We start from the raw sequence: 20,511 nt of genomic DNA, 5'->3' as shown, positions 1-20,511 counted from the left end.
TAACTCGCTCATACTCTTAGGCGAATCCTGTGCATCCGCGTTTATCTGCAGAGGCAGGCCAGAGCACAGTTAAAAATTAAGAAGGAATCAGTCATGGCAGAAGAAACGATTTTCAGCAAAATCATTCGCCGGGAGATCCCGTCGGATGTGGTCTATCAGGACGAGTTAGTTACCGCCTTTCGCGATATCTCTCCGCAGGCGCCGACCCATATTTTAATCGTTCCCAATATTCTGATTCCTACCGTTAACGATGTGACCGCCGAGCATGAGCTGACGCTGGGGCGTATGATGACCGTAGCAGCGAAAATTGCCCGCGATGAAGGGCTGGCCGACGATGGTTATCGTCTGATCGTCAACTGCAATCGCCACGGCGGTCAGGAGGTCTATCATATCCATATGCATTTGCTGGGTGGTCGCCCGCTAGGCCCTCTACTGGCCCATAAAGGCTAATACTCGTGCGCGTGATCCCTTTCTGTGTCTTCCTGGCGGCAGTGCTGTTGGCCGGATGTCGTTCGCATCCGGAAATTCCGGTCAGCGATCGGCAAAGTCTGGTGATGGAGTCCAACGTCCTTGCCGCAGGGATTAGCGCTGAAGTACCGACGGTGAGCGCATCCGAGATCCAGGCGAGGGCGACAACCAGAGTGTTTAATGAACGCCCGGTACCGGTCATCGTGCATTATCGCTTTTTCTGGTATGACGCCAGGGGACTGGAGATGCACCCGCTGGAGCCTGCGCGTAGCATAACAGTCCCTGCGCACGCTTCCGTTACGCTGTATGGCAGCGCCAATATTCTCGGGGCGCACAAGGCCCGACTTTATCTTTATCTGTAAGAGGTCTTCGTAATGACTAAAATATGTCGCTATGCATTCGTTACCGCACTGGCGATATTCCTTGCCGGATGCGCGGGGCAACGCCAGGAGCCCGCTCCCGTTGAGGAAGCGCAGCCGAAACCGCAGCAGCCCGTTCAGCCGCAGCCGGTAGTGCCGAGTATTCCGGTGATACCTACGCAACCCGGTCCGATTGAACATGGGGAGCAGCCAACTCAGCCGGCACCACGCGTGCGTCATTTTGGCTGGAGCGCGGCGGTTCAGCCCATGGTCGGGCAGATGCTGCAGGCAGGCGGCGTGAATGCAGGTAGCATTTTGCTGGTTGATAGCGTCAATAACCGTACGAACGGCTCACTGGATGCCAGTGAAGCCACAACGGCGCTGCGCAATGCGCTGACGGGGAACGGGAAATTTGTTCTGGTATCCCAGCAGCAGTTGAGCGTGGCCAAACAGCAGCTTGGCCTGTCGCCGCAGGATAGCCTCGGCAGCCGTAGTAAAGCGATGGGCATTGCACGCGCCGTTGGCGCGCAGTATGTGCTTTATTCCAGCGCGACCGGCAACGTCAATTCACCTGAGCTGAAAATGCAACTGATGCTGGTGCAGACCGGCGAAATTATCTGGTCAGGTAAAGGTGCCGTTCAGCAACAATAAACTCTCGCGCGATGAAGTATTATCGCGCTTTTTCCCGCGTTATTCACCCGTCGCCGCGCAGTCCCCGTCGGGTCTGAGCGGCGGCAGTTGTATTCTCAGCGATGGTCGACGAAAGCTGGTGTTGCGTCAGCCGCATGATTTGCAGGCGCCCGTTTACCATTTTCGTCGCCAGTATCATGCGCTTTCCCGCCTGCCTGATTCTCTCTCGCCGGTGCCGCTTTTTTATTCTCCCGCCTGGATGGTGGTGGAATATTGCGCGGGTGAAATCGGAAACGTACTGCCAGCGTGTCCGGCGCTCGCAGGGTTATTGTATCATCTGCATCAGCAGCCGCGTTTTGGCTGGCGCATCGCGTTGAGGCCATTGCTTGAGTTGTACTGGCAGCAGTGCGATCCCGCCCGGCGTACCCCGCAATGGCTACGCTGGCACAAACGGCTGCTGCGCCACGGCGAGCCCCGTCCTCTGCGTCTTGCCCCCTTACATATGGATGTTCATACCGGCAATATTGTGCATGGCGCAGGCGGGCTGCGCTTGATTGACTGGGAATATGCAGGGGATGGCGATATTGCGCTGGAGCTGGCGGCGGTATGGGTCGATCCGGTTACTCGTCGCCGGTTAGCGGCAGAATATGCGAAACAGGCACATATTGATGAGCGTCAGCTCTGGCGACAAATACGGCGCTGGCGTCCGTGGGTGCGGTTGCTGATGGCAGGATGGTACGAACGACGCTGGCAGCAAACCGGCGACCGACAGTTTATCGCGCTGGCGGATGAAATATGGCGTCAGTCAGACAACGAATAAAAGGATAAAGAGAGGTTTATGTGGGGCCGGTAATGTTGGATGTCGAAGGTTTTGAACTGGATGCCGAAGAGCGAGAGATTCTGGCCCATCCGTTGGTTGGCGGGTTAATACTGTTTACCCGCAACTACCACGATCCGGCGCAGCTACGTGAACTGGTTCGCCAGATCCGTGAGGCATCGCGAAACCATCTGGTGGTGGCCGTCGATCAGGAGGGCGGTCGCGTGCAGCGTTTTCGCGAAGGTTTTACCCGTCTTCCCGCGGCGCAATCCTTCGCGGCGTTGCTGGGCATGGAAGAGGGCGGCAGACTGGCTGAAGAGGCAGGCTGGCTGATGGCCAGTGAAATGATCGCCATGGACATTGATATTAGCTTTGCGCCGGTGCTGGATGTTGGTCATATCAGCGCCGCGATCGGCGAGCGCGCATATCATGAAGAGCCCGAAAAAGCGCTGGCGATAGCCCGCCATTTCATCGACGGGATGCACGGCGCGGGCATGAAAACGACGGGTAAGCACTTTCCGGGGCACGGCGCGGTGACGGCCGATTCCCATAAAGAGACGCCGCGAGACCCGCGCACGGAAGCGGAAATTCGCGCCAGAGATATGGCCGTGTTTCGCACGCTTATTAGCGAGCAGCGGCTTGACGCCATCATGCCTGCCCACGTTATCTACAGCGATGTTGACCCACGACCGGCGAGCGGCTCCGCTCACTGGCTAAAAACGGTTCTGCGCGGTGAGCTGGGTTTTGACGGGGTGATTTTCTCTGACGATCTGTCGATGGAAGGAGCGGCGATTATGGGCAGTTACGCTGAACGAGGACAGGCATCGCTGGATGCGGGTTGCGATATGATCCTCGTTTGCAATAATCGTAAAGGTGCGGTCAGCGTGCTGGATAACCTGTCGCCGATCAAAGCAGAGCGTGTTACAAAATTGTATCATAAAGGTTCATTTAGTCGTCAGGCGTTAAGGGATTCCGCCCGCTGGAAGACGATAAGCGCGCAACTGGAGCAGCTTCAGGCGCGCTGGCTGGAGGCGAAATCAGCATAATTAACCTGAACGGCGTTGTTGTCTGGTGAGGATGCGATGATTATTTATTTACATGGTTTTGACTCAAACAGCCCCGGTAACCATGAGAAGGTGCTTCAGCTACAGTTTATCGACCCCGATGTCCGGTTGATTAGCTACAGCACGCGGCATCCCAAACATGATATGCAGCACTTGTTAAAAGAGGTCGATAAGATGCTGCAGCTCAGCGCCGACGCTTGCCCGTTGATTTGCGGCGTGGGCCTCGGTGGTTTCTGGGCGGAGCGGATTGGCTTCCTTTGCGATATTCGTCAAACTATTCTGAACCCGAATCTGTTTCCCCATGAAAACATGGAAGGGAAGATTGATCGGCCGGAAGAGTATGCGGATATCGCTACCAAGTGCGTGGACAATTTCCGCGAAAAAAACCGCGATCGTTGCCTGGTTGTGCTGTCACGGCAGGACGAAGCGCTGAATAGCCAGCGTTCGGCGGACTTGCTGAGCCGTTACTACGAGATAATCTGGGATGAAGAGCAGACCCACAAATTTAAAAATATCTCTCCGCATCTTCAGCGTATAAAGGCCTTTAAAACCCTCGGCTGATCTCCCCGGCCCGCAGCGTTAAGATGCTGCGGGTGTTTTCACCTCTCCCGTCTTTTTCTGGTTGTCGACGCGTTGGCTACACGTTTTCACATTGCTGACGAAGCGCATTCTTCCGCCACCAGAAATGGTGGATGTTGTTGACCGTCATCCTGCAGAAATGTGCGCACGTTATGTCAGCGGGCACGAGCCTGTCATCAGCCTCGTTTTTGCGCCGTAAGGCGGATTATTTGGTGTATATGTGATTGTGTGCACAAAAAATATGCAGTAAAACTTGATGCATATCAATTTTGGTATGACCAATGCACCGTTCATGTTATTCTCGATCTCGCTGAATGGTTTCACTTCCGTAACCTGTTGTTAAATAAAGGCTATTTTAATAACTTTTAATTAACAATTGGTTAATAATTTTAGGGGGTTGCGTGACTACACCATTGAAAAAAATAGTGATTGTGGGTGGCGGTGCCGGAGGGCTGGAGCTGGCCACTCAGTTGGGTAAAAAGCTGGGCCGCGGTAAAAAAGCAAAAATTACGCTGGTCGATCGTAACCACAGCCATCTGTGGAAACCGCTACTGCATGAAGTCGCGACCGGTTCACTTGACGAAGGCGTCGATGCGCTGAGCTATCTGGCCCACGCCCGCAATCACGGTTTTCAGTTCCAGCTCGGGTCGGTGGTTGATATTAACCGCGAAGCGAAAACCATCACCCTGAGCGAGCTACGTAACGATAAGGGCGAGCTGCTGGTGGCTGAACGTAAGCTGTCATACGATACGCTGGTGATGGCGCTGGGAAGCACCTCAAACGATTTCAATACCCCGGGGGTGAAAGAGAATTGCATTTTCCTCGATAACCCGCATCAGGCGCGCCGTTTCCATCAGGAAATGTTGGATCTGTTCCTCAAGTACTCGGCGAATCTCGGCGCGAACGGCAAGGTGAATATCGCGATCGTCGGCGGCGGCGCGACCGGCGTTGAGCTGTCGGCCGAACTGCACAATGCGGTGAAACAGCTGCACAGCTACGGTTATAAAGGGCTGACCAATGAAGCCCTGAACGTGACCCTGGTTGAAGCCGGGGAGCGTATCCTGCCGGCTCTGCCGGAACGTATTTCAGGCGCCGCGCACAGCGAGCTGACCAAACTTGGCGTTCGCGTATTGACCAAAACCATGGTCACCAGCGCTGATGCCAACGGTCTGCACACGAAAGACGGCGAGTTTATTGATGCTGATCTGATGGTCTGGGCTGCCGGGATTAAAGCGCCGGACTTTATGAAAGAGATCGGGGGGCTGGAAACTAACCGCATCAACCAACTGGTGGTGGAAGCGACGCTGCAAACGACGCGCGACCCGGATATCTATGCGATTGGCGACTGCGCATCCTGTGCTCGTCCGGAAGGGGGTTTTGTGCCGCCGCGCGCGCAGGCGGCGCACCAGATGGCGACCTGTGCTCTGCACAATATTCTGGCGCAAATGAAAGGCAAACCGCTGAAATCATATACCTATAAAGATCACGGTTCGCTGGTGTCGCTCTCTAATTATTCAACCGTCGGGAGCCTGATGGGTAACCTGATGCGCGGCTCTATGATGATTGAAGGGCGTATTGCGCGTTTCGTCTATATCTCTTTATACCGTATGCATCAGATTGCCCTGCATGGTTACTTTAAAACCGGTCTGATGATGCTGGTTGGACGTATCAACCGTATTATTCGTCCGCGTCTGAAGCTGCATTAAAGTTCCCTGTCTCTGGCCGCTGTCCTGGCGGCCAGTCCTGGATGCGCGCCTGCGTTCTCGCCGGGTTTCCTTGGCGCGAACAACTCCCATGCGGTGAGCCCGTAATCAATCTGCGGCTACCCGGCTGCTGCATGCCATGAAAAAACAGGCGATATTCATCAGCCCTCGTACAGCATCAGAGCCGCAAATAAAACAGCATAAAACGCCGATGGCTCGCTTAACTGACCGGCATTACCTGCCAGAGGCCGGTTATTTTCTCGGATTCATCTTAATTGCACCGCTTTTACGGATCCGCACGCACTTTTCATCCTCTTTCTTATTTTCGAGCCTGACGTCTGAATTACAGAATGACGGACAATAGCAATAAAGGAGGATCTCCCGTGAATAAATCAATGTTGGCGGGTATAGGGATTGGCGTGGCCGCCGCGCTGGGCGTCGCAGCTGTTGCCGGTCTTAACGTGTTCGATCGCGGCCCGCAGTATGCGCAGGTGGTGTCCAGTACGCCAATAAAAGAGCGTATCAAAACGCCACGCCAGGAGTGCCGGAACGTCACCGTCACCCATCGTCGTCCGGTGCAGGATGAAAACCGTATCGCCGGTTCCGTTTTAGGCGCCGTCGCCGGTGGGGTTATTGGTCATCAGTTTGGCGGCGGACGCGGGCGTGATGTCGCCACCGTGGTGGGGGCGCTGGGCGGTGGCTATGCCGGTAACCAGATCCAGGGATCAATGCAGGAGGGGGATACCTACACCACCACGCAGCAGCGCTGCAAAACCGTGTACGACAAATCGGAAAAAGTGCTGGGTTATGACGTCACTTATAAAATTGGCGACCAGAAAGGCAAAATTCGTATGGAACGCGATCCCGGTAAGCAAATTCCGCTGGACAGCAATGGTCAACTGATTCTGACGAATAAAGCGTAAAAGGGGCATTTATCTCAGTACCCGGATAATGTGGGCTTACTTAATTCAGTGAGCCGGGTGACACAGCGTTGAACCCGGCTTGCCGGCCCCTGTAAGAGAGAAATGGCCCAAATAACGCATAAGTAATGATAGTAGCCCCTCAGGCGCACAGGCTGAGGGGCGCTTTATCAGAAGCTCAGAGAATAATTCAGGCCAAAGGTGCGGCCGCGTCCTTTGTACTCGTATAGCGCGCTGCTGCCGTAGGTCGGGCTGTAAATCAACTGTGCGCGTTGCCCCCAGAGAGTGACATAGTCTTCATTGAGCAGGTTCTCAATGCTGAAGGTGAGCTTACCGAGAGGAAGTGCGTAGCTACCGATAAAGTCCACGGTATTATAACCGTCGAGTTTATTACCGCTGGCGTCGCTTAAATCAAACACCTGCTGGCTCTGTACCCGCAGCGACCACGGATCCGGCGTCCAGCCTACCCATACGGTGGCTTTTGATGGGGAGGCGAGCGTAACATCCCACTTCTGCCAGCGACCGTGGCTCTTCACCTGGGATTTCAGAACATTAAAGTTTGCCCCTGCAAGCCAGTCGCTGTTCGGGAAGACGTAATCCACCGCACCTTCTACGCCATAAATGCGACGTTTGTCCGACTGTACGTTAATCGTCATATCGGTACGGTTGACGGCGATGGTTTTGTCGGAAGTTGAGTAGTAAGCCGCCAGTTGGGTCCGCAGATTATCACCCGTGTAACGCCAGCCAAGTTCGTAAGAGTTGACTTTAATTCCCTGCAGCGGCGAGTCGCCGATGTTCACACTTGAGAGCAGTGGAAGGTGACCATTGACCGCTGCGCCATATTTTCCGATGCCGTAGTATTTACCCGGATCCGGTAGTTCAACGCCTTGAGAGAAGTTAAACCAGGTCTGCTGACGCGCGGTAAGATGGGCGACAATCCCGGCGTTAAATAAAACGTTATCGTAATCGGTTTTTCCGCCGGGAATCGCATCCGCTGAATTGGCCGCGCCGCTGGCGACAGCCTGTTGCTGGGCGTAACCTACGAAATCGTCGACCCGGTTTTCCGTCCACTGATAGCGCACGCCGCCGCTGAGGGTAAAGATATCATTCAGGTCATAGCTGGACTGCAGGAACGGCGCCAGGTTGGTAATACTGTAGCCAGGGTAGCGACCGGTGGTATAGATAGCCTGATTGCTGAGCCCGCCGGAAGACATCGCCTGGTCCAAATCAAAGAACATCTGGTTGGCATTGAAGGTTTCGTGGTCGGCATCCACTCCCCATGTCAGGTCCCAGCCATTCAGCGGCTGGCTATTCAGGGTTATTTTCGCGCCGTATTGATCGGTATCCTGCTTTGAAGAAGAGAAACTGCTGACCTGACCATTGCTGAGCGTAGGGAAAGGGTAAAAGGTCAGGGACTCGTCGCGATAATAGACCTGGCTTATCAGGTTCTGGCCGAAGAAATCGGCATCCGAGTACTGGAGACTCATCAGGTGGCGTTCAGTGCCGGGGACGCGGTCGGAATTCAGGCCGTTAGTGGTAAAGGCTTTACCCTTGCCGGTCACCGCCGACATATTTTCACCCAGGTACAGCCCGTAATCGTCACCCTGGCTTTTATAGTATTGGGTTATTAGCTGCAGTTGACGGTTATTGTCAATTTCAACGGTTCCCGTTGCCATCACATCCAGGCGATCGGAATGCTGAAGCCCGGTCTGAGTATTATCGAGGAGTAGCGCGTCGTTGTTACCATCATACCAGCCGCCAAAACGCTGATATGCCACGGACAGCCGACCGGAAGCGTGGTCGGTACCGCCGCTCACCGCTGCTGCGACGCGCTCGTCATGATCGTTACGATTGGCAAAGCCGGTTTTTCCTCCCAGTTCCAGGTCGACCTGGCGCTCCTGCTGGCCCTTTTTGGTGACAATATTGATAAGACCGCCGGTACTGCCGCCACCGTACAGCGATGTTGCTCCGGAGATCACCTCAATGTGCTCAATGTTAAAAGGATCAATGGCGTCGAGCTGACGGCTGTCGGTACGGGAGGAGTTCAGGCGAACGCCGTCAATCAACACCACAATGGCTCGACCACGCATATTCATACCGTAGTTGGTCCGTCCCTGGCTGCTGACGTCGATACCGGGGATCAACTGTGCCAGTACATCTTTGAATTCTTTACCGCCCTGAACCTGTTGTTCAATTTCCTGTCCTTCAATAACCCAGGTGGTCTGGGCCATTTCAGCGACGGTACGGTGCGTTCGGTTGGCGCTGACGATCATATTGTCATCAGCGGACCAGGCGGGGAGGGCGCTTGCCAGCAGCAGTGGGTTAAGCACCCAGAGACGTTTTTTCATGCTCATTCCTTTTCTGAATTTACGATATTGTTGTTTTAATTTCCGGCACAGGTGCACCGTTTGTTACAAACTGAAATAAAGAGAAATATTCAAGGCTGAAGTTTGCCCGTATTGATTATTGTTATCAATATCATTCTCGAAAATTAATCAAATAAGCTATTGAAAGTACTATTAAATGTGTGGTTAAGGCGGGAGGGGAAATTAAATGGAAAAGCCGGAAAGAAAAATCGGTGACAGTGATGATAAGCCTGTATCAGCAACTGCGCTCGCCTTTCTGCCGGGGGGCGGATGACGCCTTACCCGGCAAGGAAAATCACGAATATCAGCATGTCATGCAGTGAGCCAGTCCCGCACAGGCGAAGCGCGGCCGGAAAATTCCAGAATCCGCGCTTTTGTCAGACAGCCTGGTGGTGGAGAACCAGCGGCCACAGGCGCAGCGTCGTTTCGGCGATTTGCATGATTTTAGTGAAATCAGCGCCTTCCCGGGCACTGATCGACATCCCTTGTAATATGCAATTGAGGAACTGCGCCAGCTGATTTACATCGCCGTCTGGCGGTAATTCACCACGGCGCTGTCGCTTCAGAAGAAACTGGGTGAGTGTCTGTTCCTGCATTGCGTGCCGTGATTTTACGGTATTGGCAATATCGGTAGATGAGGCCGCCAGCGCCGCGGAAGTGTTGATCATAAAGCAGCCGGCTGGTGTTTCTTTGCTGGTGAAACAGGTGGCGACGGCGGTGAAATAATCGCGCAATGCCTGATCGACGGATTTGTCTTCATCAAGCAGTAATGCTTCATGTCTGGCGGCAAAACGAGAGATATAGCGATCCAGCACTGCGCGAAACAATCCCTCTTTATTTACAAATTCGGCGTATAGCGTTGGGGCTTTAGCGCCCGTCGCCTCAACCAAATCGGCGAGAGAAGTAGCTTCATAGCCGTGCTTCCAGAAGAGTGTCATGGCCTTATCCAGCGCCGCTTCCCTGTCGAACACTTTAGGTCGGCCACGGCTTTTTTTTGTGCAACTTTGAACATCAGTTGTCATGGTGCCGTTGTACCTGTGTTGGTATGTTGAAAGGGTATTATAAAAACAAACCTTACCGGCTACCAGCACTGTCAGATTAAAAATAAATAATTCATATCCGTATGAATTTCAAACTGTTTGTTAATATTGTAACGTTCATTATGAAAATGGTTTGACGCGTGATTTGCTTCACATTATCATTTATTTATCGATCGTTAATTTAATGTGTTGGTTCCAACAAAATCATTCATCTGCACAGGTATATCATCATGAAAAATAGCACTGTAGTTGCCATCGCCGCTGTCCTTAGCTCACTCTCTTTCGCCAGCTTTGCGGCGGTTGAAGTTCAGTCAACGCCGGCAGGGCAGCACAAAATCGGCACCGTTTCCGCCTCAGCCGGGACTAACCTGGGTTCGCTGGAACAACAACTGGCGCAAAAAGCGGATAAGATGGGCGCAAGCGCTTACCGTATTACTTCCGTCTCCGGTCCGAATAACCTGCACGGGACAGCAGTGATCTACAAATAAATTTGAGGCATGGCGTACACCCCTTCGGTTAAACGCTATTGGCCGCGCATAACCCGATTTGATGGTCAGCCAGAAGCGAATACTTAATCGGGGGGTCGGGGAAAGCGATATCGTGTTTCCGCGCATGGGCTCGAAGGCCGATGAAGGCCGCCTGTTTTTATGGCGCTGAACAGGCGGCGGGCTTCATCCGGCAAGGTAGCAGACAGACGATGAAAGTCTGTGGAATCGTGACCTATAGCGACTGTTGGGTAACGTAATCGTCGCGGGTGACGTCAACCGGCATTCCTGAACGCAGCGCCATGGCGCGCACCATCACCTCTTCATCGGTTAACGGCGACTGTTTAAAAGCCTGCATGCTGTCGTCAAGCGTCATCGGCAGCGTTCGCGGATCGTCATCAATATGCTTCGACAGCGGCTGATGAATTTCCACCAGCCGGGTACCGTTGGGCTCAACGGAAGCCTTCACTGGCGTATTAATAATCGTGACTTTTGTTCCCGGCGTTATTTCGTTGTACAGCGTTTTAATGTCGTCATCGCGCAGGCGGATACAGCCGGAACTAACGCGCATACCAATACCGAAATCCGCGTTGGTGCCATGCAGCAGATACACGCCGCCGTATGCCGCCAGACGAATGGCGTGATGGCCCATCGGGTTATCGGGTCCGGCGGGTACCACGGCAGGTAGTTCAATGCCCATTGCTTTATAACGGGCGCGGATATTGGCCGTTGGCGTCCAGGTGGGGTTAGCGCGTTTATCCGAGACGGTGGTAACCATCGTCGGAGTGACGGTATCGCTGCCCAACTGACCAATGCCAATCGGGTAAACGGTGACCTCATTTCTGTCCGGCGGATAGTAGTAGAGACGAAGTTCAGCCAGATTAATGACCAATCCTTCGCGCGGGGTATCGGGCAGCAGGGTCTGTTGCGGAATGGTCAGCACGCTACCGGCGCGTGGAACGTAAGCATCAACGCCGGGATTGGCCTGTAGCAGAGCCAGAAAACCCACGTTGTATTTTTTGGCGATGGCTTCGAGAGAGCCGCCGTTATTCTCAACGACGTGAAACTGGTTTTGTCCGACCAGACGGCTATCGGGCGGGGGAAGTGGCCAGGTACTGGCGTGCGCGGGTAGCGCCAGCGTGGCGGTAATGGCTATCATCCTTAGCCAGACGGAAATGCGTGAGCAGCGTTTCATCACCCTAACTCCATAATCACTAACCATTTATTTTTATACGCAAAGTCACTGCATTATGGCGTAGCGAGTATCAGGAAGTGCCGGAAGAGTGCAAAATGTTTGTAAATTTTTCCGCTAGTGACGGGGAACGGACCGGGATACGGAATACCGTATCCCGGATACCCCTATGCAGCGGCGTTCTCTTCCAGCTGGCGCATAAACTGGCGCACCCAGTCCATTCGCATTTTACGTTCAGTAAGATCCTGCATAAACTTCAGCCTCGTGGGGCCATCCAGCCGGTAGTGCTGAGGCTGTTTCTGCAGCAGGCCAATTAACCATAGTGGATTAACGTTATTCTTCTCGTTGAACTCAATGATGCCGCCTTTTTCGTTACTCTCCAGCTTACGGATCCCCAGTTTCTGCGCCTGCTGACGTAACCGGGCAATATCAAGCAGGTTTCTTGCCGGGTCCGGCAACATGCCAAAGCGATCGATAAGCTCGACCTTGATCTCTTCCAGCTCATTTTCGCTCTTCGCGCTGGCAATGCGCTTATAGAACGACAGGCGGGTATTCACGTCCGGGATAAAGTCGTCCGGCAGCAGCGACGGCATGCGCAGTTCCACTTCGGTTTGCTGGCTGATGAGATCTTCCAGCGATGGCTCGCGTCCGGCTTTCAGCGCATCAACGGCGTTTTCCAGCAGCTCCATATACAGCGAGAAGCCAATGGTTTCCATGGAACCGCTCTGATCCTCACCCAGCAGTTCACCGGCGCCGCGAATTTCAAGATCGTGGGTTGCCAGCGCGAATCCGGCGCCAAGATCTTCCAGCGAAGCGATAGCCTCAAGGCGTTTTTGCGCATCGGTGCTCATGGCTTTTGGATGCGGCGTCAGTAGCCAGGCGTAGGCCTGATGGTGCGAGCGCCCAACGCGACCGCGCAACTGGTGCAACTGCGCCAGACCGAAGTGATCGGCGCGCTCGATAATAATGGTGTTGGCGGTTGGAATATCGATCCCGGTTTCAATAATGGTGGTACACACCAGCACGTTAAAGCGCTGATGATGGAAATCGTTCATCACCCGTTCCAGCTCGCGCTCGCGCATCTGCCCGTGGCCGATGGCGATACGCGCTTCCGGCACCAGTTCAGCCAGCCTGTCCGCCGCTTTTTGGATATTTTCCACATCATTGTAGAGATAGTAGACCTGGCCGCCGCGCAGCACCTCACGCAGGATCGCCTCGCGAACCACCAGCGCGTCATATTCGCGAACGAAGGTTTTGACTGCCAGACGACGGGCGGGCGGCGTGGCGATAATCGACAGGTCGCGCATGCCGCTCATCGCCATATTCAGGGTTCGCGGGATTGGCGTGGCGGTCAGGGTCAGGATATCGACGTTGGCGCGCATCGCTTTGATACGCTCTTTGTGACGTACGCCAAAGCGGTGCTCTTCATCAACAATCAACAGACCGAGATCGCGCAGCTTTACGTCCGGCTGCAGCAGCTTATGGGTGCCGATAAGAATATCGATTTTCCCTTCCGCCACCTGTTCGAGGATCTGCGCCTGCTCTTTGGCGCTACGAAAGCGTGAAAGCATCTCAATGCGTATCGGCCAGTTAGCGAAGCGATCGCGGAAGTTATCGAGGTGCTGCTGGGCGAGCAGGGTGGTGGGCACCAGCACTGCCACCTGCTTATGGTTTTCGACCGCCAGAAAGGCGGCACGCATAGCCACTTCGGTTTTGCCGAAGCCGACATCGCCGCAGACCAGGCGATCCATCGCCAGTGGTTGACACATATCGCTCAAGACGGCGTTAATGGCCTGCGCCTGATCGGGCGTGGTTTCGAATGGGAAGCTGTCGCAGAATAGCTGATACTGCTCTTTATCATGTTTAAATGCGTAGCCTTCTTTCGCCGCGCGCTGGGCGTAGATATCCAGCAGCTCAGCGGCGACATCGCGCACTTTCTCGGCCGCTTTTTGGCGCGCCCGCGCCCACGCATCGCCGCCCAGCTTATGCAGCGGCGCATTCTCTTCCGCGCCACCGGCGTAACGGCTGATCAGATGCAAAGATGAAACCGGTACGTACAGTTTGGCATCGTTGGCGTAGGTCAGCATCAGGTATTCGCCGTTGATGCCGCCTGCTTCAAGCGTTGTCATGCCCGCGTAGCGCCCGACACCATGCTCAAGATGTACCACCGGCTGGCCGATATGCAGTTCCGCCAGATTACGGATTAAGGTGTCCGGGTTAATCGTGCGTCGCGAATCCTGACGGCGGCGGGCGACGCGCTCACCCAGCATGTCGCTTTCGCAAATCAACGCCAGATTACGCTGGCTGTCGATAAAGCCATGCTCAGCCGCGCCAATCATCAGATAGCGTCCGTCACCAGTCGCCTCTTCAAGGCGCAAAATATGTTTTGGCGCCACTTTAATTCGCGCCAGCATTTCACTCAGCGCTTCGCGACGCCCCTCGCTCTCTACGGAAAAAATAACCGGCCCGCTGAAGGACTCAAGGAACCGACGCAGGTTATCCATCGGCGCTTTGCTCTGCGCCTGAATCGCCAGTTCGGGTAAGGTTTGATAACCAAGATTGGTATTGGCGGCTTTATCCGCCAGACGTTCCGTTTTGAGCTGTACGCGCGGCCATTTTTTCAGCTCGCTAAACAGTTCATCACAGCGCAGCCATAGCTGTTCCGGCGGCAGAAGCGGACGCATCGGGTCGACGCCGCGATTTTCAAAACGCGCGCGGATTTCATTGTGGAAGCGTTCGGCGCTGGCCTCCAGATCGCCGGTGTTAACGATTAACGTCTTCGGCGGGAAATAACTGAATAGCGGCGGCAGCGGCTCGTTAAAGAACAGCGGCTGCCAGTATTCGATCCCCGCAGGCAGCGTGCCTTTACTGACCTGCTGATAAATATGTTCGGCGTCGCGTTTCACCTCAAAACGGTCGCGCCACTGGCTGCGGAAGATCTCTATGGCCGCCTGGTCGGTCGGGAACTCGTGCGCCGGAAGCAGGTTGATGCTGGCGACTTCCTCCAGCGTGCGCTGGCTATCAACGTCAAACAGACGCAAGCTGTCGATTTCGTCATCGAAAAAATCGAGGCGGTAAGGCTGTTCGCTGCCCATAGGGAACAGGTCGAGCAATGCGCCGCGCGTAGCATATTCGCCGTGCTCCATGACCTGGTCGACGTGACGATAGCCGGCGCTATCCAGTTGGGCGCGCAGCGCATCTCGCGACAGACGCTGACCTTTTTTCATCACCAGCGCGTGGCCGTGGAGAAAATTATGCGGACAGACGCGCTGCATCAGCGTGCTGACCGGGACAATTAATACGCCGCGTTCCATCGTCGGTAGCTGGTACAGGGTCGCGAGGCGAGAAGAGATGATGTCCTGATGCGGGGAGAAACTGTCGTAGGGGAGCGTTTCCCAGTCCGCCAGGCCCGCCACCATGCTGTCGGTAAACTGGCTGATTTCATCATTCAGACGCAGGGCATTTTGCATATCGGGGGCAATCAGAACCACCGGACCACGATGGCGTTCGGCCATTTCCGCCACCAGAGTGGCGCAGGCCGCGCCGGTAAGTTCGCCGAGCTGGCGCTGATCGCCAGCGTTAACCGGCAAGGAGTATCGATATTGTTCAGGCATAGACGGTATCATAGTCTCTTGGGGATTCGCTTTGCCGATATGGAGGGCAACTCGCTGATATTCAATAGGGTGATTATCCGCGATCGATCCGGATTCGCCAACCCGTATCGCCAGTGTTATGTTGCGGGCAAAAATGTAACGGACTCTGATAAGCGTAAAGATAAATCAGCACTGACCTTACTATCCTTATGTTTTTATTATGTTTATAGACCAATTGCTAATAAAACCGTCAGGTATCAGACATTTACGCTGTCCATAATCGCTTATATACTCGGGCATCGGCTATCAGCAATCAGATGGATTACATGTATCAACCTGCCGCACTTTTTATCGGCCTCCGCTATATGCGCGGCCGCGCAGCCGACCGCTTCGGTCGTTTCGTCTCCTGGCTCTCGACCATTGGCATTACGCTTGGCGTGATGGCGCTGGTCACCGTTTTGTCGGTGATGAACGGCTTTGAACGTGAACTGCAAAATAACATCCTGGGGCTGATGCCGCAGGCCATTCTTAGCGCCCAGAATGGGTCCCTGAACCCGCAGAAGCTACCGGAAAGCGCCGTTAAATTACAGGGTGTTACCCGTATTGCGCCGTTAACCACCGGCGATGTGGTGCTGCAAAGCGCCCGCAGCGTGGCGGTTGGCGTGATGTTGGGGATCGATCCGGCCCAAAAAGATCCTTTGACGCCATATCTGGTTAACGTGAAGCAGAGCGATCTGCAGCCAGGAAAATATAACGTGATCCTCGGTGAGCAACTGGCAGGGCAACTGGGGGTTAATCGCGGCGACCAGATTCGCGTGATGGTGCCTTCCGCCAGCCAGTTCACGCCGATGGGGCGGGTTCCCAGCCAGCGTCTGTTTAATGTGATCGGCACCTTTGCTGCCAACAGTGAAGTCGATGGCTATCAGATGTTGACCAATATTGACGACGCCTCGCGCCTGATGCGTTACCCGCTGGGTAATATTACCGGCTGGCGTCTGTGGCTGAGTCATCCTTTACAGGTCGATACCCTGAGCCAGCAGACGCTGCCGGCAGGCACCAAATGGCAGGACTGGCGCGAGCGTAAGGGCGAACTGTTTCAGGCCGTACGGATGGAAAAAAATATGATGGGCCTGCTGCTGAGCCTGATCGTCGCCGTTGCCGCGTTTAACATCATTACCTCGCTGGGAATGATGGTGATGGAGAAACAGGGAGAAGTGGCGATTTTGCAGACTCTGGGCCTGACTCCGCGGCAGATTATGCTGATCTTTATGGTCCAGGGGGCCAGCGCTGGCATCGTCGGCGCGCTGCTGGGCGCCGGGCTCGGCACGCTGCTTGCCAGCCAGTTAAATAATCTGATGCCGATTATCGGCGCGTTTCTTGACGGTGCCGCGCTGCCGGTGGCCATTGAGCCGCTGCAGGTGATTGTGATTGCCCTGGTGGCGATGGTCCTGGCATTACTGTCTACGTTGTATCCTTCATGGCGCGCTGCCGCCACTCAACCCGCTGAGGCTTTACGTTATGAATAAGATCCTGCTGCAATGCGACAACCTGTGCAAACGCTATCAGGAAGGCACCGTACACACCGACGTGTTGCATAATGTCAGCTTCAGCATTGAAGAGGGTGAGATGATGGCGATTGTCGGTTCCTCCGGTTCCGGCAAGAGTACCCTGTTACATCTGCTTGGCGGGCTGGATACGCCGACCGCCGGCGATGTTATCTTTTCCGGCCAGCCGATGAGCCAGCTCTCTGCCGCCGCCCGTGCTGACCTGCGCAACCGTGAACTGGGATTTATCTATCAGTTTCACCATCTGCTGCCCGATTTTACCGCCCTGGAAAACGTGGCGATGCCGCTGCTGATTGGTAAGCAGAAAGCGGCGGAGATTGAGCGTCAGGCGAAAGCGATGCTGCACGCTGTCGGGCTTGAGCACCGCAGCGGCCACCGCCCGTCCGAGCTTTCAGGCGGTGAGCGCCAGCGGGTCGCCATTGCGCGCGCGCTGGTCAATAAACCGCGTCTGGTGCTGGCGGATGAACCTACCGGTAACCTTGATGCCCGTAATGCCGACAGTATTTTTCAACTGCTCGGTGAACTGAATGCGGCGCAGGGCACCGCATTTCTGGTGGTTACCCATGATCTGCAACTGGCAAAACGCATGGGTCGTCAGCTGGAGATGCGCGACGGGCGTCTGACCGATACCCTTTCCCTGATGGGGGCCGAGTAATGGCTTCTCCGTTATCGTTATTGATTGCCCTGCGCTTTAGCCGTGGACGGCGGCGCGGCGGGATGGTATCGCTGATTTCGGTTATCTCCACCATCGGCATCGCGCTGGGCGTCGCGGTGCTGATTGTTGGCCTGAGCGCGATGAACGGCTTTGAGCGCGAGCTGAACAACCGCATTCTGGCGGTCGTGCCGCACGGCGAAATTGAACCGGTTAAGCAGCCGTGGAATAACTGGCAGGATGCGCTCGCCAGGGTTGAAAAGGTGAAAGGTATTGTTGCTGCCGCCCCCTATATCAACTTCACCGGACTGGTGGAGAGCGGCAGTAACATGCGCGCAATTCAGGTGAAAGGCGTCGATCCGCAGCAGGAGAGTCGCCTCAGCGCATTACCCCATTTTGTGCAGAATAACGCCTGGGCCAGCTTTACAGCCGGTGAACAGCAGGTGATCCTTGGTAAAGGCGTCGCCGACGCGCTGCATGTTAAGCAGGGCGACTGGATTTCCATCATGATCCCCAACGCCGACGCTGAGCATCAGCTGCTGCAGCCAAAGCGTGTCAGACTTCACGTCACCGGTATTTTGCAACTTAGCGGCCAGCTCGATCATAGTTTTGCCATGATTCCGATGCAGGATGCGCAGCAGTATCTTGATATGGGCAGCAGCGTAACCGGTATCGCCATTAAAGTGACTGACGTCTTCCATGCCAATACGCTGGTGCGCGATGCCGGCGAAGTGACCAACAATTATGTGTACATCAAGAGCTGGATAGGCACCTATGGTTATATGTATCGCGATATTCAAATGATCCGCGCCATTATGTATCTGGCGATGGTGCTGGTGATTGGCGTCGCCTGCTTTAACATCGTCTCTACCCTGGTGATGGCGGTGAAAGATAAAAGCGGCGACATTGCGGTGTTGCGAACGCTTGGCGCGAAAGACGGCCTGATCCGCGCGATTTTCGTATGGTATGGTTTACTTGCCGGTTCGGTAGGGAGCCTGATTGGCGCAGCGATTGGCGTTATCTCCGCACTTAATCTGACGGCGATGATTAACGGTATTGAGGCTGTGATCGGGCATAAATTCCTCTCCGGCGACATCTATTTTATTGACTTCCTGCCGTCTGAACTGCACTGGCTGGATGTCGTTTACGTGCTGGTGACGGCACTGTTGCTGAGTTTGCTGGCCAGCTGGTATCCCGCCCGCCGCGCCAGCCGTATTGACCCGGCGAGGGTGCTGAGCGGCCAGTAATTTATCGTCATCGTCAGCGTTGCTGACGACTCAAGAGGAATTGCTGAAATGTACTATGGATTTGACATCGGCGGCAGCAAGATAGCGTTAGGCGTTTTTGATAAAGCGCGGCGACTACGGTGGGAAAAACGCGTCGCCACACCGAAAGCGAGCTATGAGGCATTTTTACAGGCGATAGAAGCGCTGGTTCAGGAGGCCGACCAGCGTTTTGGCTGCCAGGGTTCGGTGGGAATCGGTATTCCTGGAATGCCGGAAACGGAAGATGGCACGCTGTATGCCGCTAATGTGCCCGCGGCCAGCGGCAGGCGATTGCGGGCCGATCTGAGCGAACGTCTGGGGCGCGACGCGCGTCTGGATAACGATGCTAACTGTTTTGCGCTCTCCGAAGCCTGGGATGATGAATTTGCCCGGTATCCGCTGGTCATGGGGCTGATTCTTGGCACCGGCGTCGGCGGTGGTCTGGTGCTTAACGGTAAATCGATTACCGGGCATCACTATATCACCGGCGAGTTTGGTCATATCCGTCTGCCTGTAGATGCGCTGGACGTGGTAGGACGTGATTTTCCACTGGTCCGCTGCGGCTGCGGTCAACTGGGCTGCATTGAAAATTACCTTTCTGGCCGTGGTTTCGCCTGGCTGTACGACTATTTTTATCAACAATCCTTCACCTCGCCAGAGATTGTTGCACTCTGGCAGCAGGGGGACGCAAAAGCACATGAGCACGTTGAGCGCTATCTCGACCTGCTGGCGGTCTGCCTGGGAAATATTTTAACCATTGTCGACCCGGATCTGCTGGTGCTTGGCGGAGGATTGTCTAACTTTACTGCAATTACAGAAGGACTGGCGCAGCGCCTGCCGCGACATTTGCTTCCGGTCGCCAGCGCGCCGCGTATAGAGCGTGCGCGTCATGGTGATGCCGGCGGCATGCGCGGAGCGGCTTTTCTTCATCTGACTCATTAATGACAGAGGTAGCTATGCAGTCGCGCCGCTTACATCGATTAAGTCGATTTCGCCGCAACAAACGTCGGTTACATGACCGTCTGCGTCAGCGGATTTTTTTCGGCGAAGATAAGGAGACTTTAGCAACGATGGAAAAACCAAGAGTAGTGGTGCTGACCGGGGCGGGTATTTCGGCGGAATCGGGAATTAAAACCTTCCGCGCCGCCGATGGCCTTTGGGAAGAGCATCGGGTTGAAGATGTGGCGACGCCGGAAGGCTTCGCTCGCGACCCGGCGCTGGTGCAGGCGTTTTACAACGCTCGTCGTCGCCAGTTGCAAAGCCCGGATATCGTGCCTAACGCGGCGCATCAGGCGCTGGCGCGGCTGGAAGAGGCGCTGGGTGACCGTTTTCTGCTGGTCACCCAGAATATCGATAATCTGCATGAACGCGCCGGCAACCGTCGGGTGATTCATATGCACGGCGAGCTGCTGAAGGTGCGCTGTTCGTGGAGCGGACAGGTACTGGAGTGGACCGGCGATGTGACGGCGGATGACAAGTGCCACTGCTGCCAGTTCCCGGCGCCGTTGCGTCCGCATGTAGTGTGGTTTGGAGAGATGCCGCTGGATATGGATGAAATTTATCTGGCGCTGGCCGAAGCTGATATTTTTATTGCCATCGGCACCTCCGGGCACGTCTATCCGGCGGCAGGCTTTGTTCATGAAGCGCGGCTGCAGGGCGCCCATACGGTTGAGCTAAATCTTGAGCCAAGCCAGGTGGGCAGCGAGTTTGAAGAGAAGCATTACGGCCTGGCGAGCAAGGAAGTACCGCGTTATGTGGATAAACTGCTGAAAGAGATAGCCGGGTAACCACACAACGCGCTTTTAGGCGCGAA

At 55.0% G+C, this 20,511-nt stretch carries 18 protein-coding genes and 1 pseudogene; 15 read left to right on the top strand and 4 right to left on the bottom strand.

The genetic code is table 11. The features are described 5' to 3' along the window. Window positions 1–93: 93 nt before the first annotated feature. The 8 genes from hinT (at window position 94) to FN037_RS09845 (ending at window position 6,543) form a co-directional block, all read left to right on the top strand. The gene (hinT, locus tag FN037_RS09880) at window positions 94–450 is read left to right on the top strand and encodes a purine nucleoside phosphoramidase (protein WP_138361183.1); all 357 of its coding nucleotides are present in this window, start codon (window positions 94–96) and stop codon (window positions 448–450) included. 5 nt (window positions 451–455) lie between these two features. Next, complete coding sequence (locus FN037_RS09875; protein WP_142502120.1) at window positions 456–830, top strand: YcfL family protein; 375 nt, start codon at window positions 456–458, stop codon at window positions 828–830. A gap of 21 nt (window positions 831–851) precedes the next feature. Continuing rightward, on the top strand, window positions 852–1,478 hold the full coding sequence (lpoB, locus tag FN037_RS09870; RefSeq protein WP_171034880.1) for a penicillin-binding protein activator LpoB: 627 nt from the start codon (window positions 852–854) through the stop codon (window positions 1,476–1,478). Then, entirely contained in the window at window positions 1,459–2,277 is an 819-nt protein-coding gene (gene thiK, locus FN037_RS09865) for a thiamine kinase (protein ID WP_138361186.1), read from the top strand. The genes lpoB and thiK overlap by 20 nt, the downstream gene beginning before the upstream one ends. Before the next feature lie 32 nt (window positions 2,278–2,309). Then, window positions 2,310–3,320, top strand: coding sequence for a beta-N-acetylhexosaminidase (gene nagZ, locus FN037_RS09860; protein ID WP_185929244.1), 1,011 nt, complete (start codon window positions 2,310–2,312; stop codon window positions 3,318–3,320). 36 nt (window positions 3,321–3,356) lie between these two features. Beyond that, a complete protein-coding gene (gene ycfP, locus FN037_RS09855) occupies window positions 3,357–3,899 on the top strand; it encodes an alpha/beta hydrolase YcfP (RefSeq protein WP_138361188.1) in 543 nt (180 codons plus the stop codon). Between the two features lie 419 nt (window positions 3,900–4,318). Then, window positions 4,319–5,623 carry an NAD(P)/FAD-dependent oxidoreductase gene (locus tag FN037_RS09850; RefSeq protein ID WP_138361189.1) on the top strand — a complete coding sequence of 435 codons (1,305 nt, stop codon included), beginning with the start codon at window positions 4,319–4,321 and terminating at the stop codon, window positions 5,621–5,623. Between the two features lie 380 nt (window positions 5,624–6,003). After that, on the top strand, window positions 6,004–6,543 hold the full coding sequence (locus FN037_RS09845) for a glycine zipper 2TM domain-containing protein (RefSeq protein ID WP_138361190.1): 540 nt from the start codon (window positions 6,004–6,006) through the stop codon (window positions 6,541–6,543). Window positions 6,544–6,710: 167 nt separating this feature from the next. On the opposite strand, the gene FN037_RS09840 is transcribed toward FN037_RS09845, so the two are convergent. Together FN037_RS09840 and FN037_RS09835 are read right to left on the bottom strand one after the other, a co-directional pair. Next, window positions 6,711–8,888 carry a TonB-dependent siderophore receptor gene (locus tag FN037_RS09840; protein WP_142502118.1) on the bottom strand — a complete coding sequence of 726 codons (2,178 nt, stop codon included), beginning with the start codon at window positions 8,886–8,888 and terminating at the stop codon, window positions 6,711–6,713. A gap of 395 nt (window positions 8,889–9,283) precedes the next feature. Beyond that, a complete protein-coding gene (locus FN037_RS09835; RefSeq protein WP_138361192.1) occupies window positions 9,284–9,928 on the bottom strand; it encodes a TetR/AcrR family transcriptional regulator in 645 nt (214 codons plus the stop codon). Window positions 9,929–10,176: 248 nt separating this feature from the next. Between FN037_RS09835 and bhsA the strand changes: the two genes are divergently transcribed. Next, the gene (gene bhsA / locus FN037_RS09830) at window positions 10,177–10,434 is read left to right on the top strand and encodes a multiple stress resistance protein BhsA (RefSeq protein WP_138361193.1); all 258 of its coding nucleotides are present in this window, start codon (window positions 10,177–10,179) and stop codon (window positions 10,432–10,434) included. Window positions 10,435–10,666: 232 nt separating this feature from the next. Here bhsA and FN037_RS09825 read toward each other — a convergent pair whose 3' ends face one another. Together FN037_RS09825 and mfd are read right to left on the bottom strand one after the other, a co-directional pair. Then, window positions 10,667–11,626, bottom strand: a complete 960-nt coding sequence (locus FN037_RS09825; RefSeq protein WP_142502117.1) for a L,D-transpeptidase family protein — start codon at window positions 11,624–11,626, stop codon at window positions 10,667–10,669. Window positions 11,627–11,790: 164 nt separating this feature from the next. Continuing rightward, window positions 11,791–15,237: a transcription-repair coupling factor gene (gene mfd, locus FN037_RS09820; RefSeq protein ID WP_142502116.1), complete on the bottom strand. Its 3,447-nt coding sequence runs from the start codon at window positions 15,235–15,237 to the stop codon at window positions 11,791–11,793. 39 nt (window positions 15,238–15,276) lie between these two features. Here mfd and FN037_RS24765 point away from each other — a divergent pair. The 6 genes and pseudogenes from FN037_RS24765 to cobB all read left to right on the top strand — a co-directional run. Then, window positions 15,277–15,342, top strand: a pseudogene (locus tag FN037_RS24765) (hypothetical protein); the annotation flags it as partial. A gap of 200 nt (window positions 15,343–15,542) precedes the next feature. Continuing rightward, complete coding sequence (lolC, locus tag FN037_RS09810; RefSeq protein ID WP_138361197.1) at window positions 15,543–16,742, top strand: lipoprotein-releasing ABC transporter permease subunit LolC; 1,200 nt, start codon at window positions 15,543–15,545, stop codon at window positions 16,740–16,742. Further along, complete coding sequence (gene lolD / locus FN037_RS09805; RefSeq protein ID WP_142502114.1) at window positions 16,735–17,436, top strand: lipoprotein-releasing ABC transporter ATP-binding protein LolD; 702 nt, start codon at window positions 16,735–16,737, stop codon at window positions 17,434–17,436. The genes lolC and lolD overlap by 8 nt, the downstream gene beginning before the upstream one ends. Further along, window positions 17,436–18,680 carry a lipoprotein-releasing ABC transporter permease subunit LolE gene (gene lolE, locus FN037_RS09800; protein WP_138361199.1) on the top strand — a complete coding sequence of 415 codons (1,245 nt, stop codon included), beginning with the start codon at window positions 17,436–17,438 and terminating at the stop codon, window positions 18,678–18,680. The genes lolD and lolE overlap by 1 nt, the downstream gene beginning before the upstream one ends. 48 nt (window positions 18,681–18,728) lie before the next feature. Further along, window positions 18,729–19,640: an N-acetylglucosamine kinase gene (gene nagK / locus FN037_RS09795; protein WP_138361200.1), complete on the top strand. Its 912-nt coding sequence runs from the start codon at window positions 18,729–18,731 to the stop codon at window positions 19,638–19,640. 14 nt (window positions 19,641–19,654) lie between these two features. Beyond that, window positions 19,655–20,485 (top strand): Sir2 family NAD+-dependent deacetylase, encoded by an 831-nt coding sequence (cobB, locus tag FN037_RS09790; RefSeq protein ID WP_138361201.1) that lies wholly within the window; start codon window positions 19,655–19,657, stop codon window positions 20,483–20,485. The last annotated feature ends 26 nt before the right edge of the window (window positions 20,486–20,511 follow it).

This window comes from Klebsiella sp. 2680 (assembly GCF_900198535.1).
In the GTDB taxonomy this organism is placed as follows: domain Bacteria; phylum Pseudomonadota; class Gammaproteobacteria; order Enterobacterales; family Enterobacteriaceae; genus Klebsiella; species Klebsiella indica.
The sequence above is the reverse complement of the archived record's forward strand: the minus strand, read 5'-3'. Positions and strand labels throughout refer to the sequence as shown.

Bases quoted from the DNA above. Each gene is read 5' to 3' on its own strand.
- nagZ (WP_185929244.1), top strand. From the start codon at position 2,310: ATGTTGGATGTCGAAGGTTTTGAACTGGATGCCGAAGAGCGAGAGATT.
- bhsA (WP_138361193.1), top strand. From the start codon at position 10,177: ATGAAAAATAGCACTGTAGTTGCCATCGCCGCTGTCCTTAGCTCACTC.
- FN037_RS09840 (WP_142502118.1), bottom strand. From the start codon at position 8,888: ATGAAAAAACGTCTCTGGGTGCTTAACCCACTGCTGCTGGCAAGCGCC.
- mfd (WP_142502116.1), bottom strand. From the start codon at position 15,237: ATGCCTGAACAATATCGATACTCCTTGCCGGTTAACGCTGGCGATCAG.
- cobB (WP_138361201.1), top strand. From the start codon at position 19,655: ATGCAGTCGCGCCGCTTACATCGATTAAGTCGATTTCGCCGCAACAAA.
- ycfP (WP_138361188.1), top strand. From the start codon at position 3,357: ATGATTATTTATTTACATGGTTTTGACTCAAACAGCCCCGGTAACCAT.
- FN037_RS09825 (WP_142502117.1), bottom strand. From the start codon at position 11,626: ATGAAACGCTGCTCACGCATTTCCGTCTGGCTAAGGATGATAGCCATT.
- lolD (WP_142502114.1), top strand. From the start codon at position 16,735: ATGAATAAGATCCTGCTGCAATGCGACAACCTGTGCAAACGCTATCAG.
- lolC (WP_138361197.1), top strand. From the start codon at position 15,543: ATGTATCAACCTGCCGCACTTTTTATCGGCCTCCGCTATATGCGCGGC.
- lolE (WP_138361199.1), top strand. From the start codon at position 17,436: ATGGCTTCTCCGTTATCGTTATTGATTGCCCTGCGCTTTAGCCGTGGA.
- FN037_RS09835 (WP_138361192.1), bottom strand. From the start codon at position 9,928: ATGACAACTGATGTTCAAAGTTGCACAAAAAAAAGCCGTGGCCGACCT.
- hinT (WP_138361183.1), top strand. From the start codon at position 94: ATGGCAGAAGAAACGATTTTCAGCAAAATCATTCGCCGGGAGATCCCG.
- nagK (WP_138361200.1), top strand. From the start codon at position 18,729: ATGTACTATGGATTTGACATCGGCGGCAGCAAGATAGCGTTAGGCGTT.